We start from the raw sequence: 17230 nt of genomic DNA on the forward strand, positions 1-17230 counted from the left end.
GCGCCGACTGGTCCCTCCTGTACGGGGGCCAGAGCCGGTCGTCCATGCCTTTCCTGTCCGAACTGGTCGGTTACCGGGAACGTGTGGTCGTCTGGCCGGAGGATAAATACGGGCCACTCGGATCGCCGGGTTCCTCGGCGATCCGGACCCCCAGATGCAGGTCTACTGCTGCGGGCCCGGAGAGCTACTCGCCGCCGTCCGGGACCACTACGCCGCATGGCCCCCCGGGGCTCTCAACCTGCGGGAGTCGAGCACGTGGGCCGTCTGCCCTAGTGAAGTCGAGACATCAACTGCGGGTTCGTGCGAAATCGCCGAGCCGGGCCTCGAATCGCTGTCGACGCCACGGCACGGTCGCCACGCGCCGACGGCGCGGAACGCCCAGGAGCGGCGATCCACAGGCTCGACCACATGAATACCCTCAACGGTGCGTGGCAGTACGGATGGGTGTCACGGAGCGTGGGACCGGACCCGTCTTCCCGGCCCGCATGTCGGCCTCATGGCACGCGTGGCAGACATCGGCGGCTGCGCACTGCGAGACGCCGTCCTGGTCGGGCACGCCCACGGCGCCAGGTCGGGTAAGGCACTACCTCTTGCCAGCATCGCCTCCGCGATCAGGCGGGCCTGGTGCTGGGTACGGCGGTCATGGCTCCCCAAGCGCCTTTGGCCTTGGTGCTCCGAGCCGCCGAGTCGTGATCGTGGCCCCCCGCACTGGAACCTGTCGACTGCGTCGCAACCTGCACGATCCACTCGCGCCAACGACGGCAGCAGGGAAGCGGAGCCTTGGCTGAGGTCACATGGGGGCTCGCCACCTCCTACGCCCTACGACTCGGCGGGTTCACAGCCCCACCAAGGCAGAGAACACCCAGGAGATCACCGAAGGACGGGCGCGAACCGACACACATGGATGGACCGGAATATACGGGACATTGTTGCAGTCATCGGGGGCGGTGCCATCCATGCCCGCAGCGGCGCCTGGAGCGTGGAGCTGTGGCTCTGGCTGATCGTGCTCGGCGGGCTGAGTCCGCCCATCCGCAGGATGCACGAGACCTTCCACGCCCGCATCGGACACTGCCACCGACCGGGTCCTCTTCAAGTCGCTCAGCGAAGACACCATCTGACCAGCCAACACCTTAATCACCCGTTGTGAACCCATCATCTGGAGGGGCCATGCCCGGCCGTCACGTCGTCGTCAGGAACATCACGAGAACCAATCCGAAGATCGTCGCCCGGCTCGCCGAAGCCGGCGTGTCGACGGTTCATGAGGCCATGGGGCGCCGCGGATTCGCCGGGACGGAACTGCGGCCGAACCAGACGGACGTACGAATCGCTGGAACCGCGGTGACGGTCAGCTCACATCCGGGGGACAACCTCATGATCCACGCAGCCGTGGAGACGTGCCGGCCTGGGGACATCCTCGTCGTGACCACCACCTCGCCGTCCACGGACGGCATGTTCGGCGAACTGCTGGCCACGTCCCTCGCCGCGCGGGGGGTGATCGGCTTGGTCACCGCCGCTGGGGTCAGGGACACGACCGAACTGCGGGAGATGGGATTCCATGTCTGGACACGCGCCGTCTCGGCCCAGGGCACGGTGAAGGCATCCCCGGGCTCGGTCAACGTGCCGGTGACACTTGGCGGTGTACTGGTCTCCCCCGGTGACGTCGTCGTCGCCGATGACGACGGCGTCGTGGTGGTGCCACGCGACGAGGCGGAGCAAACTGCTGTGCGGGCCGAGGAGCGGATCGCGAAGGAAGCCGCCACACGGGACGTCCTGAGTTCGGGTGAGCTCGGCGTCGACTACTACGGACTGCGCCCTCGGCTCGCCGAACTCGGCGTCAGTTACGTGGACCGGGCTTAGTTCTCACCAGGACCACGAGAGCACAGAGGGGACGGACTTCGAGACGCGGGTCGCGGCCGCGATCCGGGCGGAGATCTTGCGCGGAACTCGTACCTGGGCAGCGCCTTGTAGAGGTGGACATGTGGTGAGCAGTTCGCCGCCAGCCGATCGGTCGTGCGCCTGGCACTGCGGCGGCTGGCGGCACAGGGACTCGTGGAGATCGTGCGCAACCGTGGCGCATGTGTCCGCGCGATCTCTTTGGCCGAGGCCTTGCATGTCGTGGAGGCCCGGGCAACGCTCGAAGGCCTGGTGGCCGGCCGCGCTGCGGAGCGGGTCGATCGCGAACAGACCGAAACGCTGCGCGCATTGACGGCCGACATGCGCGAGGCGTTCGACCGCGGGCGCCTGACGCGCTATGGCGAACTCAGCACACGGCTGCACGAGTTGGTGTACGACATCGCTGGCCATGAGACGGCACATAGGATCATCCAGGAGCTCCGTGCGCGGACCGTTCGGCAGCCGGACGTGGTGTCGCTGATGGGCAACCGGACCGCCACATCGCTCTCCGAACCCTGGACGTCGTCGAGGCCGTCACAGCCGGAGATCCGGCGGCGGCTGAGACCGCCATGCGCCGGCACATGACCGGCGTGGTGGAAGCGCTGCGGTCTTCTACTGGGGGTCGGGGTGCACGCTGACTCCGGCTCCTCGGACGGCAACGGGAGGCGCTACCTCGCCACTTGTCAGTGGCGACTGGCTTCTATGACCTTCTCCGCCAGCAGTTTTGGCCAGCGAACGGCTCGCTGAAGAGCAGCCCGAACGTATGCCGTGTCGCCGTGCGTTCGCCCGCTATCGGCAGGGCAGCACACGGCACCGCAGTCGGCTGCCAAAGGCCTACGTGCGCCACCACATAATTGCGCGGGCCAAGTCCACGTTCGTACCGAAGTAGCAGCCAAGGCATAGGCGTTGCCTTGTCCCGCGGCGATGCTGCTCGCCTCAAGCACCGACTCGACCTGTTCCTCACGGACTCCCAATTCCATGGACCTGCGTACCGGCGTCAAGATGGCGTCGTCCAAAGGGGCCGCCGTCCATGGCTTTCCCCGGATGATCCGAGCAAGCGGCCCCGTGCCGGCTTCATCGCGGCACCAGACTCCACGCCCAAGCGCTAGGTATAGAGCGAAGACTTCGATGCCGCGCCGACGATCCTGGCACAACAGGGCTTCTGTGGTTCCTCTTGAAGACCATGTGACACGTCGGCAGCCCATGTTTGTCTCGAATCTCGGCTGGTCCTTGCCGCTGATACATCACCGGTTCCGTCGGCGATCAGCCACCCCCCAGGTAGCTCGTGAGGATCAGGCCTCGGTCCTCCGCGAGTTCCCGCGCGGGTCGTTCGACGGCGACCTCCCCGTGAGACAGCACGTACCCCCGGTCGGCGATCTCAAGGCCGAGCTCGATGTGCTGTTCGACCAGCAGGACACCGCACCCGGTGTCGTCGGCGAACCGGCGGATGACGGGGAGCAGTTGCTCGACGATCACCGGGGCCAGGCCGAGGCTCAGCTCGTCCAGTAGGAGCAATCTGGGACGGCGAGCGAGGGCCCGGCCGACAGCGAGCATCTGCTGTTCACCGCCGGAGAGTAGTCCGGCGCGCCGGTTCTTCAGCCGGGTCAGGGCCGGGAAGCGCTCGTAGACCTCGTCCGGGTCGAGGCGTTCGCGCCGGTGACCCAGTCGCAGGTGTTCGGCGACAGTGAGGCCCGCGAAGATGCCGCGGCCTTCGGGAACGTGGGCAATTCCCTGCTTGGCCCGGGCACTCGGCGTGGTCTTCCCGAGGGACTCGCCATCGAGGGAGATGGTCCCGCCGAGGGGGCGAACCAGCCCTGAGACCGCCTTGAGCGTGGTGGTCTTGCCGGCGCCGTTGGCCCCCAAGAGGACCACGACCTCGCCGCGCCCGACGGTGATACGCAGATCTCTGACGGCGGCGACACCGTCGTACCCGGCGGTGAGGCCGTCGATGTTAAGGGTGGGGTCGTTCATGATGTCTCCCGCTGTGCCGGGGCCGCCGCGCCGCCGAGGTAGGCGGCGATGACTGTGGGGTCCTCCCGCACCCGGTCCGGCGGACCGGAGGCTATGACCTTGCCGAAGTCCAGCACCACGACGGTGTCGCACACGTCGAGGATGAGTGCCATGTCGTGGTCGACCAGCAGCATCCCGGTGCCGGCGTCGACGACGGCGCGCAGCCGCCGCCCCAGCCGGATGCTCTCCTCGCTGTCCAGCCCGGCCGCCGGCTCGTCCAGGCACAGCACGCGGGGCCGGCCGGCCAGAGCACGGGCGACCCCCACCAGCTTGCGCTCGCCCTGGGACAGATCGACGGCCTGCGTGTCGGCCCGGTGGTCGAGACCTACGACGGAGAGCGCCTCCTGGATGTCGCCGCCGAGGCCTACGGGCCTGGTGAAGGTCTCCCGCCAAGTTGCGGCCCATCCGGACTGCTGCGCGGCGGCCACGGCCACGTTCTCCGCGACGCTGAGTCCGTCGAACAGCTCGATGCTCTGCCAAGTCCGCGCCAGTCCGTGCCGCACCCTGGTGTGGGGGCGCAGCCTGGTGAGGTCTTCCCCAGCCAGTTCCACCCGTCCGCCGTGACGGACGAATCCGGTCACGGCGTCGATGAAGGTGGTCTTGCCCGCCCCGTTGGGGCCGATGAGCCCGACGAGCTGCCCCTCATCGACGTCGAGGTCGACGCCGGACAGGGCGTGGACGCCCCCGTAGCTGACGCTGAGGTCCCGTACGGTCAGCCCGTTCATCCGGTCACCTCGGCTGTGTGCGGTGCTGGGCCGTCCGCCGGTGCCGGGCCGCTCTCCGCCTTCGGAGGTGCGGCTCGCCGACGGCGCTTGGTCTGCTTGCTGCGGTACCGTGCGCCCGCCACGCCGTCCGGATTCATGACCAGGGTGACGATCAAGGAGACCCCGGCGAACAGCAGGGCCCAAGTGCCGCTGATCCCGAACCACTCCTGCAGGGCGTGCGGGACAAGCGCCTCAGTGGACAGCAGTCCGGCGAAGACGGCGCCCGAGACCATGGTGATCCCTCCGACGTAGGCAAATGCGATGAGCCCGAGAGAGGCCAGCGCGGTGAAGCGGCCGGCGCTCACGGACGAGAAGTTGTAGGCATAGAGGGTGCCCGCGATCGCCGCGGCGAACGAGCTGATGCTGAACGCTGCGACCTTGACGCTGCGGACGTTGATCCCGGCCGCGGCCGCCGCGCGCTCGTTGGAGCGCACGGCTAGCATCTGCCGGCCAAGTGAGGTGCGGCGCAGATGGGCCACGTACAAGCCGATCGCGACGGTGACCGCCAGAACGAGGAAACCGAATACCGGGCTCGGCTCAGAGCCGTCGACCCCTCGGAAGGACGCGTCCGTGCCGAGCGAGATACCGAGGAGCTCTGGAGAGGGAACCTGAACGCCGCCCAGGCCGCCGAAGGAGGAGTTGGCGAACAGCGCCTGCTCCATGGCCAGGGCGGCGGCCAGGGTGACAACGGCGAGACTCACTCCGCGCACGCGCAGCGCCGATACCCCGATGGCGACGCCTAGGGCGGTCGCCGCAGCCACCGCGATCAGCGGGCCGAAAGGGAAGGGAACGTGGGCACCGGCCGTCAGATGGGACAGCAGGAAGCCCGCCGTACCGGAGAGGGCCAGCTGCAGGACCGAGATCTGTCCGACGTAGCCGGTGATCACGATGATGGACATGATGATGACAGCGCCGATCAGGGAGTTGGTCAACGCCTGCCGGAAGTCGAACGGGAAGACCACAAGTGCGACGGCGCAGACGGCCGCCGACACCAGCGTTGTCCGCAGGAGCCGCTCGGGAAGGGGCACGGCCGGCAGTCGCTGCTGTGTGTCCTCGCCACGGCCGGGCAGCTCGGCCCCGCGCAGGAACAGCGCAATGGTCATGCAGGCGAAGACGAGGAGCTGCTGTACACCGGGCAGGGCGTTGCCGTTGTCGGTGGGGAACCAGCTCTGTGTCGACAGGTAGGAGAGCACCGACTGGAGCACACCGATCAGCAGACCCGCCGTGCACGCGATGCCCAGAGACATGAATCGGGCGAACAGTGCCGCGGCGAGGGCCGGCACGATCTGCAACGGCAGTGTGGCCGAGTCGAGTTGGACGATGGGGGCCGCCAGCACACCGAGCCCGCCGGCGACGACGCTGGCGATCAGCGTGCCCGCGAGGGAGAGTTCCCTCGTCGACAGTCCGGCCAGCAAAGCGGCCTGTTCGTTCTCGGAGGCGGCCCGGGTGGCCAGACCGAACCGGGTCCACCGGTAGAACGCGGCCAGTACAAGCGTCAGCGCGACGACCACCCCGGCCAGGATGAACCGGTCGACCGGGACGATCGCCCCGAACACCGCCACTGCCCGGTCCGGAAGCAGGCTCGGCATCTGCCGGGGCTCGGTGCCGAACCCGAGCAGCACGGCGGCCTGCGCCGTCAGCAGCAGCCCCAGCGAGGCGGCGAGCTTGGCCAGGGGAGGCGAGTTCCGCAAAGGCCGGAAGGCGAGGTACTCACTGAGCAGTCCGGCGACCGCGGCGGCGACGAGTGCTCCGACCAGCGACACGGCGGGTCCCATGGAGACGCCGAAGTGGTCGGACCGCAGCGCCCAGAACGCGTAGCCGGCAAGCATCGCCACCGCCCCGGTTGCGAGGTTGATGATGCCGGATCCCCGATAGGTGACAACGACACCGAGGGCTATACCGGCGATGAGGGCACCCTGTCCGAGTCCGAGCAGGGTGAAGAGCAGCAACTGATCCATGGACCGTGTCCGTTCGCTCGTCGGTCCTACTCAGGCCGGGGGACGCAGCCAGCCGGTGAGCGCAGTGAACGCGCCCTTGCCCTTGTACTGGTAGAAACGGGCCTGGTCATTGCAGACGGCAGGCGAGTCTGAGTACTTGCCGCATTCCACCTTGGGCGCACCCATCACCACGGGGCCCTGGAACTTGGCCAGTTGAGCGCTGACCGCCGCATGGGTGATCTTGTCTGCCCCGACCTCGTTCATGACCTTCGCATAGGCCAGGACCGAGCTCCAGGAAACGGCGGCCCACACCTTGCCCTGGTCCGCCTTGCCCAGCCCGACACTGGACGAGGCCTTGAGGTACGCCTGAACGTCTGGCGCCTTGCTGTCGTTCGGCAGGGTCTGAGCCACACCGTAGGTCCACTCGGGGAAGTCACCGCCGAGCCCCTGGGCCACGTCGGGCGACAGGCAGACCGGCCCGGAGACGACCGGCTTGGTGCTGCCCAGTTGCTTGAGCGCCTTGGCGATGCCGACACAGCCCTGGCCGGCGGAGATCGGCACGATGACGTCCGCGCTCTGGCCGCCGGCCGCGGTGACCGGACCGAGCAGGTCCGTCGCCTGGGCGTCGAAGCCGACCGACTTGACCTTGATACCGGCCGACTCCATGGCCTTGCGAGCCGCCTCCGCCGCGACCTTGTCCGGTGGTGTGTTGGTGTGGATGATCGCGGCCGTCTTCGCGTGCAGGACATCGTGGCCGTACGACCCCCAGGGTCCCCACACGTGGGAAAGGTCGCCGAAGATGATGGAGGTGTTCTTGGCCGTCGGCACCGAGGATCCGGTGGCCACGCTCACGAGGACGGGCTTCTTCCCCTTGAGCACGGAGTTGAAGGACTGGTCACCGACGAAGACATTTCCAAAGGCGACCGCCGACACGGCGGAGTCGTTGAGCATCTGCTGACCGCACCGCTGCCCCTCCTCCTCGGCGGACGCGATCTTGCAGACCTGAAGAGCCAGCGGGTGGCCTCCGATCCCTCCGAGCTCCTTGTTGACGTAGTCCACCGCGGCCTGGGCGCCCTTGGTCGCCTCGGGCGCGCCGTTGGCGGTCCCCTCGACGTTCACCCAGCCGACGGTGACGGGTGACAGGCCCTTCTTGGCGGCGCCGGCCTTGCCTCCGACGTAGGCGAGGTAGTCGGTCACACCCTTTTCCACGGCGTCGCCCTTCGCGGCCCCGGTGGCCGCGGGCCCGGATGCGCCGGACGAGGAGGAATTCCCGTTGTCGGCCGCACCGGCACATGCCGAAGTGAGCAGAACCGCCCCGATCACCGGTGCGAGCCAGCGCCTGTCGGTTCTCGACGCTCTGGTGCACTGACCTGTTTTGGGGCTCATAGCGGTCCTCCCTGGGACAGCGTGAGGAGCCCTCTGCGGCTCCTTCACCGGATATGCGGCGGAGTCTAGGGAGCTCACCCACCCGCCGGGAACGCGACAGGGAGCGCGGATTTCATGGAGTAATGGCGCGTTTTAGATACGTCATATGCCCTGCATTACCATCCCGGGCGCCAATGCCGTTGCTTGAGCTTGTCAAACAGTTCGTGACATTGGAGCGGGGCGGTCGTTGGGCCTGGCATGCATCCTTGGGTGGGGTTGTCTGATCGGGTCCGGCTGGGTGTGGTGACCCGGTGGGTGACTCCGGAACTGGTCGCCGCGGTGCTGGGCAGGTGCGGGGTCCGGGACAAGAAGCCCGGCGCACTGCCGGCTGGGTTCATGGTCTACTACACCCTCGCTCTGGCGCTGTTCCAGCAGGACTCATATGACGATGTCGCCGAGCAACTGGTCGGCAGTGTGCCGGAGTTGAGCGCCAGCATTCCAAACAAGTCCTCGTTCACGCGGGCGCGCACGCGCTTGGGGCCGCTGGTTGTGGAGACCTTGTTCCGCGAGCTGGCCGGCCCGTTGGCGACGGTCGGCCTGGAGGCATCCTTCTACCGGGGGATGCGTCTGGCCGCAGTGGACGGGTTCGTACTGGACGCGCCGGACACGAAGGCCAACCGGGCCGCGTTCGGCGGTCCGACCAAGAACGGCCTGCCCGCGGGGTTTCCCCAGGTCAGGGTGGTCACTTTGACCGAGTGCGGCACGCACGCCCAGATCGACGCGGTGGTGGGCGGCTTCAACGGTGGCGAACGCGACCTGGCTGTCGCCATGGCCGTCTCGGCCGCCGGGATGCTGGTCACCATGGACCGGGGCTTCCCTGGAGTGGATCTGTGGAAGGCATACACCGCTGCCGGCGCGCACCTGCTGTTGCGGGCGCGCTCCTGCGTTGCGCGTCGTCCGGTGCGGCACCTGCCCGACGGCACCTACCTGGCGAGGATGAGCCTGGCGGGGCAGCGGGCCTCGCACCCGGGCGGGGTGACGGTGCGGGTGGTCGAGTACCGCGTCGACGGCGGCGAGGTGGTCAGGCTGCTGACGGATCTGCTGGACCCGGACTCGTATCCGGCGGCGGAGCTGGCCCGCCTCTATCACGCCAGGTGGGAGGCGGAATCGGCATTCCGGCAGATCAAGACCTTCCAGCGCGGGCCTGCCGAGGTCCTGCGCTCGGGGGACCCGGAGCTGGTGCGGCAGGAGGTCTGGGCACACCTGGTGGTGCACCACTGCCTCACACAAGTCATCATGTCGCTGGCCGACGACAACGGCATCGATCCGGACCGGGTCTCGTTCGTCAAGGTCCTCAAGCACACCCGGCGCAGCGTGGTCCGCCAGTGCGCGGACACACCCCAGAAGATCAAGAAGTTCCTGGCCGCACTGGCGGCGAAGGTTCACCGGAAGCTCGACAACGGCGCGAGGCGCCTGCGTGAGGCAGACCGGCACCTCAAGCGGCCGGACTCGAAGTACTCCTCCAAGCACTCCTACCGGGTCACCTCCCGCGACCGGCAACCGACGCGGCGCGTGGCGCCCAAGGTCATCACTCTGCTACCCGCGATAGTTCACTAACTCAAGCAACGGCATTGTCCCGGGCGCGCGAAAGGGCGGTGCCGACTGCAACGTCGGCACCGCCCACGGGGTTGGCAGCACGAGAGAACACTTCTCCGGCCTATTCAGATGGTCATTCCACCGTCGACAGCCAGGGTAGCCCCGGTGGTGAACTCTGAGTCATCACTCGCCAAATAAAATACTGTGCGAGCTATTTCCTCGGGAGTCGCATGGCGACCCAGCGGGATCATGGAATTGAATGCCTCGAATGCCTTCACCTCACTCAGCCCGGTGGCCGCAGTCTCCACCGCGCGCTGAAAGGGTGTGTCCGTGGGACCTGGATGGATCGAGTTGACTCGGATCCCGCGCGCGGCCACTTCCAGGGCCGCCACCCTCATGAGCCCCACCTGAGCGTGCTTGGCTGCCGCGTAGCCGCTGATCGCGGGCTCGCCGGTCAAGCCCACCACGCTGGAGTTGATGATGACGGACCCTCCGCGGCTCAAGTGGGGGAGGGTGTGTTTGAGGAGCAGGAAGGTTCCGACGACGTGGACGTCCAGCACCCGGCGGAAGACGTCCTCGGAATAGTCCTCGATGCCCGCGATGTCGCCGGCAATACCCGCGTTGCTGAAGACCACGTCCAGTCGCCCGAACCGGTCCAGGGCCTCTCCGACCGCCGCGCGCACCTGTGCGGCGGAGGTCACGTCCGCCACCGAGACGGCACTGCGTTCCGGTCCCAGTTCCTTGCCCGCCGCACGCAACGCCTCGTGGTCCACGCCCACGAGGTGCACGTGAGCCCCCCGCTCCACCAGGAGGCGAGCGGTCGCCAGCCCGATACCGCTCTCCCCGCCCGTGATCAGGGCGACTCTTCCATCGACACTACCCATTTTTTTGCTGTCCTCGTCTTCGCAGGGTTGTCGCGGATGGCCTTGAACCAGCTCATCCCAGGGGGCGGGTCTCGGCGCGAACCGGGATCTCCAGCAGTCTGGGTCCCGAGGCAGATTTCGTGGCGTCCAGGGCGGCGACGACCTCCTCGCCGTCGGTGAGCTGCTGGGCGGGAATGCCGTACCCGAGCGCGATGCGCGCCGCGTCCAAACCGGGCAGGTCGAGCCCAGGCGGGTCGGTGATGCCGAGCTGTCCCACAAATCCCTGCAGGGCTCCGTACCCGCCGTTGCGGAGCACTACGAAGGTGATCGGCAGGTTCCACTGCGTCGCCGTCCACAGTCCGGCCACCCCGTACTGGACGGCGCCGTCGCCGAGCACGGCGACCACGGGGCGCGTGGGGTCCGCCAGTGCCACGCCGACAGCGGCCGGCAGGCCGAAGCCCAGCCCCCCAGCGGCGGGGAAGAACAGGCTGCGCGGCCGGTCGAGGTCGAGGTGATTCCAGAACTGGGTGGTGTTCGATGTCGATTCGTTTACCATCCGGACGCCCGGGGGCAGCCGGAGCGCCATCTGGGCGAAGAGCCAGTCCGCCGTGAAGGGAGCTGTCTCTGGTCGCGGAGCGGGCTGAAGTTCCCGAGGCGTGGGCCACGTCCGGGGAGGCGGCGGAAGCCTTTCCAACAATTGGCCGACGACTTCGGCGACATCACAGACCACGGCGTCCCCGAAGGCGGGGCGGGAGGCGGACGCCGCATCAGCGCTCAGTGCGATCAACTCGGTACCCTCCGGCAGCCATGGGCCGGGGCGGTAGGCGTGGTAGCGGAAGACCGGGGCGCCGACGACGAGGACAAGATCATGTCCCGTCAAATGCTCGCTCACTCCGGCGATGCTCGGGGGCAACACGCCCCGCCACAGGGGATGGCGCGGGGGGAACGGGCACCGCGGTGGTGTGGGCGCGGTCCACACCGGAACTCGCAGCTGCTCCGCCAACTCCACGACCAGAGGGAAGACGCGTTCGTCGTCCGCCTCCGGTCCGACCACGAGCGCCGGTGCGGTGGCCTTCCGTAGCCGGTCCGTCAGCTCGGAGATGAGCTCGGGACCGGCCGCTCCGGCCCACCGGACCCGGCGCCCGGGCAGGTGGACGACCTCCTGGGCGTCCACCTCCTGGGCCCAGTCGTCCATGGGCAGAGAGACGAGCACCGGCCCGGCGGGCGGCAGGGTGGCGAGGTGGAACGCCTCTGAAAGAGCCCGGGGAACGTCCTGGGCCTTGGCCGGCTCAAACGCCCACTTGACCTGCGGCTCCGGAACCCGAGTGATGGCCGGCTCGGCGAGCACCGACCCCAATCCGACCATGGACCGCGCCTGCTGACCTGCTGTCAGGACAAGGGGAGTGTGGGACGCACGGGTGTTGGCAAGCACGCCCATCGCGTTGCCCAGCCCCGCCGCGGAGTGCAGGTTCACCAATGCCGGACGGCCGGTGGCCTGCGCGTAGCCGTCCGCCATCGCAACGACTGCGCCCTCGTGCAGGCCGAGGACGTACCGGAATTCCGGCGGAAAACCGTCGAGGAAGGGAAGCTCGTTCGATCCGGGGTTACCGAAGACGGTGGTGAGTCCCCAAGTCCGAAGGAGGTCATACGTGGTTTCACGAACAGTCGGCATGGCAACCTCGGATGGGAAGTGGTGGGTGAGGAGGGCTCAGCCAACCGGCCTTGTGACGGTGTGTGCCTCCGTGAACGCGAGCAGACCGTCCGGGCCCATCTCGCGTCCGATGCCGCTCTGCCGGAAGCCGCCGAACGGGGCCCGGTCATCGCATGCGACGGCGTTGGCGTGGTTGATCCATGTCGTACCGGTACGCAACCGCTCCGCGAGGGCGTCGGCACGGTGGACGTCGGCACTCCAGACCGAGGAGCACAGGCCCGACCAGTCGTTGTTGACCTGCTCGACGACGGTGTCGAGATCGTCGAACGGCAGGATGGGCAGGGCGGGGCCGAACTGCTCCTCCTTAACGATCCGCAGGCCGGGGTCGGGGTCGAGGACGAGTGTCGGACGCACGAAGTAACCCCCGGAGGAGGCCACCGCGCTGTCCAGGGAGCCCAGCTCCCGGATCTCGGCTCCGGCGTCGGCCGCCTCCGCCAGCATGGCGGCCACGGTGTCGCGTTGGACGGCGCTGTTGAGCGGGCCCATGGTCGAGACGGGGTCGGAGCCAGGGCCCACGCGGTAGTCGTCAAGGAGCGAGGAGAGCCCCGAGACGAGTTCGTCATAGCGGGACCGGTGCACATACAGCCGCTTCACCGCCATGCAGACCTGCCCGCTCGTCAAGAAGACCCCACGGGCCAGGCGCTGGAGGTGCTCGACGTCCAGCTCGGCGTCACCCAACACGATCGCGGGGTCGTTGCCGCCGAGTTCCAGAGTGACGGCGGCGAGGTTCTGCGCGGCGGCCGTCATGATGTGCTTGCCGGCCGCAGTGCTTCCAGTGAACACGATCTTGCGGACGCGTGGATCGGTGATCACCGGGGCAACAGCTTCGTTAGTGCCGGTCACCACGTTCAGCACGCCGGCCGGCAGCCTGGCGGCGAAGAGCTCGAGCATGCGCACCATGGCCAGCGGCACGGTGGGCGGGGGCTTGACCACCGTCGTGTTGCCGGCCAGCAGCGCGTACGGCAGGCTCGCACCGAGGATCGCGATCGGCCAGTTGAAGGGCACGATCACGGTGACCACACCCATGGGAAGCCGGTGGATCCGCGAGGTCAGCGGCGGACCGGCCAGGTGCTTGACCTGGTCGAGAGTGTCGACGAGGTCCAACGCCGCCCGGGTGCGGGACACGAAGACGCCCAGCTCCACCTGGCTCTCGAACGAGATCTTGCCGTTCTCGCTGGTCAACAGGGCCGCCGTCTGGGCGACCGCGCCGTCGTCGAACACGGTGAGCGCATCGCTGATGATCTCCGCCCGACGGCGGGCCGGGATGGCGGCCCAGGCGGGGAACGCAGCGTCAGCGGCGGCGACCGCCGCTCGCGCCTGCTCCCGGTTCGCGGCTGCGGCATATCCGACGATCCGGTGCGGGGCTGCGGGATCATGGACGGGAAGACGGTCGTCCGTCTCGACGGTCTTCCCGTCGATGTGCAGTCCAGTGTGCACCGGGGTGGCCTGCGGTTGCTCTGCTGTCATATCGGCTACTTCAGACATGCGACTCTCCCAACGGCTCAAGCGGGTGTGGTAGGACCGTCATCTGCGTCGGCGTCCCGGCTGAGCGCTCTGACACGGCCTTCCATCTGCAAAGAAGTGACTCGGTCTCCAGAACTGGGCTTACGGCGGTGTGGATCACCGGCCCCCGCTCGATCACATCGAGGTGTGACTTGTGGGCCGGATGTGGCCAGGTCGTCAGCGCGTGCCACCGGTGCGCCAGCCAGGCTGGTAGGACTCGCGCGCCATGTCCGAGTAGGGAGCGGGACTGACGATCGCGCGCACGGCGAGCTGCTTGTGCGGCTGAACGGTGGTCTTGCGGCTGCCGCCGTCCGGCTCGCCCCAGATGACACGGACCTCGGCCCCCAGCGGGACGTCCGGACCGACGGTGGCCAGGGACAGGGCCTTCCGTTCATTGGCGCTGTAGCCGGTGAACAACGACAGCCCGATCACGTTGTCGTCGGCGTCGACCACGGAGTCGTAGTTGGACGATCCGTAGTTGGCGTTGGGCAGGTCGAAGAACTGGTAGCCAGGGCCCTCAGGGTCGAGCGGGGAGGCCAGCAGCTTGGCCACGTCCTCGGTGTTCCAGGCCAGGGTCACCTTGCGCCGCTGGGCCGCCGGGTCGATGGCCTCCAGCGCGTTACGTCCGATGAAATCGTGGTCGAACTTGACGAACGAACCGTAGCCCAGCTCCCAGGGGTTGAGGTAGTAGTCGTCAATGCTGTCGGAGACGAAACTGCCCGCCAGGGCGTTGGTCGCCTCGTAGCTGTCGGCGCCGAGCCACTCGCGGAACGAGCGGAGTCCCTCGCTGCTGTAGATCGCCGGCAGGGGCGACGGAATCCATCCGGACTCCAGGGTGTTGCACGAGTAGGCGCGGGCTCCGGCAGGCTCCATCCCGAACTCGACACCGGCCTCCAGGATGGCCTCGCGCACCTTGTCGTACGTCTCGTACGGTCCCCACAGCTCCAGGCCCGGCGCGCCCGCCATGCCGTGGCGCAGGGTGCGGACGCGCTCACCGGCGATGTTCATGTAGTCCATGCGGAAGAAGCGCAGCTGTTCGACCGGCCCGCCGTTGACCTTCTCGATGATCTCCCAGGCTCGGGGCCCCTGGATTTGGAAACGCCACAGGTCGCGGGTGACCTGCTTGCCGTACGGCCGGGACGGGGACCGTGCGTCCATCCGGAGTTCGACGTCATACCCCTGCTCGGCCTGGAAGGCCAGCCAGTTGGCGACCGGGGCACGTCCGACGTAGGTGAACTCCGCTTCCGCCTCGCGGAAGAGGATTCCGTCGCCGATGACTCCACCCTCGGGCGACACCGGGACGAACTGTTTGGCCGAGTTCACCTGGAAACTCGCGACGCTGTTGATTCCGGTATCGGATATCAGCTTCAGCGCGTCGGGTCCCGAGATGAACAGGTTGACCATGTGATGGGACTGGTCGAACAGCACGGCCGTCTTGGTCCAGGCGGTCACCTCCCGGCGGAAGTTGGTGAACTCAGACGGCACCACCGGGTAGATATACGTCCCCAGCTGGGAGTTGCGCAGCAGCTCCACCGTGCTGCCCGCCTGGTCCAGGACTTGCTGGAGGTTCTTCGCGCTCATGTTTTGGGCCCGTCCTTCTTCGACGCCGTCGGCGATTGCTCGGCGTCCAGTGTGGTTTCGATCCGTGAGGTGCGGATCAGGGGAATGGCTGGAGTTGACCGGCCTTCATAGGCCATGCCCTCCGAGTCATATGACGTAGCCCAGAAATCGGTCCGTTCGCGCAGAGCGCCCAGACGTTTCAACCACGGTCGGGCGCCGGCACGGGTCGACAGCCCCATTCCTTCCTACGTCATCCGACCTGACTCGACTGATGGATACGTCTCTTCATGAACCGTCATCAAGCCGTGCCAGCAGCCGATGAGCCGCACATACAGTCGTAGCCGGCCCGAGACTCCGCACCAGGATTTTCCAGGAACGGTCCTGGCCGGAAAGGAAATTCATGCGTCTGCCGAAGGCAGCCTTCGCGATCGTCGTTCAACCATGTCCGTTCAGGCCTGGGGTCCTCCCCAGACATGGCACCCCGCCGAACAAGCGGCCGAACCGACGCGACACACGAGTTCACGGGAACCTGTCCGACACCGCCCACCAGATGCAGGTCTCAGGCGTTCGAGGAGTCCTTGCCACATTCGCCCCTGCCCCTCTCCGGCGGGCTCACTTTCACGCTATCGCCGAGGCACGGAAGCCGATGACGTCATGACACCGCGCACCGCTCTGGCGCGGTTCGACGATCTGCGGTCCGGAACAGCTTGGGAGTTTCCCCGCATCCTCCACGAGTTGGTGGCGATCCAGCCCGAACACGTCCCCCTGGTCCTCGCCGAGCTGGAACAGGCGACGGCGAACGGGTGGTGGGCGTTCGGGTTCATCTCCTACGAGGCGGCTACAGGACTGGACCCGAAGCTCACCACCCATCAACCAGTGGACGGACTGCCCCTCGCATGGTTCGGGATCTGTCCGGAGCCGAGCCTCGTCCAGGTCGTGCGGCGGCCTGAGCCCGGCGCCTACGACACCTGGGGATGGGCCACCGAGTGGGATGCCGAATCCCATCGTGGGCGTGTCGAGGCCGTCCGGCAGCACATCGCCACCGGCGATACCTACCAGTGCAACCTGACCACCCGGATGTCGGGCGGGGCGAGGGGCGACCTGTCCGCGTTCTACGCCGATCTCGCGCTCGGCCAGAACGGGGCCTACAACGCGTACCTAGACCTGGGCCGCTTCGTCGTCGCAAGCGCCAGCCCGGAGTTGTTCTTCGAGATCAGGGACGACCTGGTGCACATGAGGCCCATGAAGGGCACGGCCCCACGGGGCAGCACACCGGCTGAGGACGCACTGATCGTCGCCGAACTGCAGGCCAGCGCCAAGGAACGCGCCGAGAACCTCATGATCGTGGACCTGGTCCGCAACGACCTCTCACGGATCGCGGCCACCGGTAGCGTGCGGGTCGCCTCGGTATGCCGCGCGGAGCAGTACGAGACCGTGCACCAGCTCACGTCCGACGTCACGGCCCGTCTGCGTCCGGGCGCCGGTCTCGTCGACGTGTTCCGGGCCCTGTTCCCGTGCGGGTCGGTGACCGGTGCACCGAAGCACCGCACGATGGAGATCATCCGCGATCTCGAGGGCGGCCCACGGGGGATCTATTGCGGCGCGGTCGGGATGGTCGCGCCTGCCGAGGCGCCGTTCCGTGCTCAGTTCAACGTCGCCATCCGCACGGTACTGATCGACCGGGACGCTGGAACGGCGATCTACGGAACCGGCGGCGGGATCACCTGGGACTCCGCACCGTCAGCGGAGTACGCCGAGCTTCAGGCCAAGGCCGAGGTGCTCATGAGGTGTCTCCGATCCGGGGTGCCCCGCTAGTGCGTTGGCCACGAACGTTGCCGGGGTGCGGGTGACTCTCCGGGCGATGCTCGCGTGCTGGGTTTGTAGGCCTCATCCTCGATGGCAACGTGATCGCTGTTGAGGGTGAGGGCGAAGTTGGCAGAGCCGGTCAGAGCGCGGCGGTTGACCGATGAAGAAGGACAGAAACTCCAGCAGATTGTTCGGCGGGGCCGTCATGAGTCGGTGCGGGTC

Annotated in this window: 12 protein-coding genes; 4 read left to right on the top strand and 8 right to left on the bottom strand. The window is 67.7% G+C overall.

The genetic code is table 11. The features are described 5' to 3' along the window. The first annotated feature begins 1167 nt into the window (after window positions 1–1167). Together AB0M29_RS39290 and AB0M29_RS39295 are read left to right on the top strand one after the other, a co-directional pair. Window positions 1168–1857 carry a 4-carboxy-4-hydroxy-2-oxoadipate aldolase/oxaloacetate decarboxylase gene (locus tag AB0M29_RS39290; RefSeq protein WP_365391605.1) on the top strand — a complete coding sequence of 230 codons (690 nt, stop codon included), beginning with the start codon at window positions 1168–1170 and terminating at the stop codon, window positions 1855–1857. Between the two features lie 192 nt (window positions 1858–2049). Beyond that, window positions 2050–2478, top strand: coding sequence for an FCD domain-containing protein (locus AB0M29_RS39295; protein WP_365391617.1), 429 nt, complete (start codon window positions 2050–2052; stop codon window positions 2476–2478). Between the two features lie 678 nt (window positions 2479–3156). Here AB0M29_RS39295 and AB0M29_RS39300 read toward each other — a convergent pair. From AB0M29_RS39300 to AB0M29_RS39315, 4 genes are read right to left on the bottom strand one after another with little or no spacing between them, the layout of a single operon-like run. Then, entirely contained in the window at window positions 3157–3864 is a 708-nt protein-coding gene (locus AB0M29_RS39300) for an ATP-binding cassette domain-containing protein (RefSeq protein WP_365391606.1), read from the bottom strand. Further along, entirely contained in the window at window positions 3861–4628 is a 768-nt protein-coding gene (locus AB0M29_RS39305; protein WP_365391607.1) for an ABC transporter ATP-binding protein, read from the bottom strand. The genes AB0M29_RS39300 and AB0M29_RS39305 overlap by 4 nt, the downstream gene beginning before the upstream one ends. Then, window positions 4625–6625, bottom strand: a complete 2001-nt coding sequence (locus tag AB0M29_RS39310; protein ID WP_365391608.1) for an ABC transporter permease — start codon at window positions 6623–6625, stop codon at window positions 4625–4627. Before AB0M29_RS39310 ends, AB0M29_RS39305 begins: the two co-directional genes overlap by 4 nt. A 30-nt stretch (window positions 6626–6655) precedes the next feature. Continuing rightward, window positions 6656–7801, bottom strand: a complete 1146-nt coding sequence (locus AB0M29_RS39315; protein ID WP_365391609.1) for an ABC transporter substrate-binding protein — start codon at window positions 7799–7801, stop codon at window positions 6656–6658. A gap of 426 nt (window positions 7802–8227) precedes the next feature. Between AB0M29_RS39315 and AB0M29_RS39320 the strand changes: the two genes are divergently transcribed. Further along, window positions 8228–9586 (top strand): IS4 family transposase, encoded by a 1359-nt coding sequence (locus AB0M29_RS39320; RefSeq protein WP_365391610.1) that lies wholly within the window; start codon window positions 8228–8230, stop codon window positions 9584–9586. 104 nt (window positions 9587–9690) lie between these two features. Here AB0M29_RS39320 and AB0M29_RS39325 read toward each other — a convergent pair whose 3' ends face one another. From AB0M29_RS39325 to AB0M29_RS39340, 4 genes are all read right to left on the bottom strand, one after another. Continuing rightward, window positions 9691–10449: an SDR family NAD(P)-dependent oxidoreductase gene (locus AB0M29_RS39325; RefSeq protein WP_365391611.1), complete on the bottom strand. Its 759-nt coding sequence runs from the start codon at window positions 10447–10449 to the stop codon at window positions 9691–9693. A 52-nt stretch (window positions 10450–10501) separates the two neighbouring features. Continuing rightward, window positions 10502–12100, bottom strand: a complete 1599-nt coding sequence (mdlC, locus tag AB0M29_RS39330) for a benzoylformate decarboxylase (RefSeq protein WP_365391612.1) — start codon at window positions 12098–12100, stop codon at window positions 10502–10504. Between the two features lie 36 nt (window positions 12101–12136). Then, a complete protein-coding gene (locus AB0M29_RS39335) occupies window positions 12137–13606 on the bottom strand; it encodes an aldehyde dehydrogenase family protein (RefSeq protein ID WP_365391613.1) in 1470 nt (489 codons plus the stop codon). A gap of 213 nt (window positions 13607–13819) precedes the next feature. Continuing rightward, window positions 13820–15223 carry an aminomethyl transferase family protein gene (locus AB0M29_RS39340; RefSeq protein ID WP_365391614.1) on the bottom strand — a complete coding sequence of 468 codons (1404 nt, stop codon included), beginning with the start codon at window positions 15221–15223 and terminating at the stop codon, window positions 13820–13822. A 633-nt stretch (window positions 15224–15856) separates the two neighbouring features. Between AB0M29_RS39340 and pabB the strand changes: the two genes are divergently transcribed. Continuing rightward, entirely contained in the window at window positions 15857–17017 is a 1161-nt protein-coding gene (pabB, locus tag AB0M29_RS39345; protein ID WP_365391615.1) for an aminodeoxychorismate synthase component I, read from the top strand. The last annotated feature ends 213 nt before the right edge of the window (window positions 17018–17230 follow it).

Origin of the sequence: Streptomyces sp. NPDC051976 (genome assembly GCF_040680795.1) — a bacterium.
GTDB lineage: Bacteria > Actinomycetota > Actinomycetes > Streptomycetales > Streptomycetaceae > Actinacidiphila.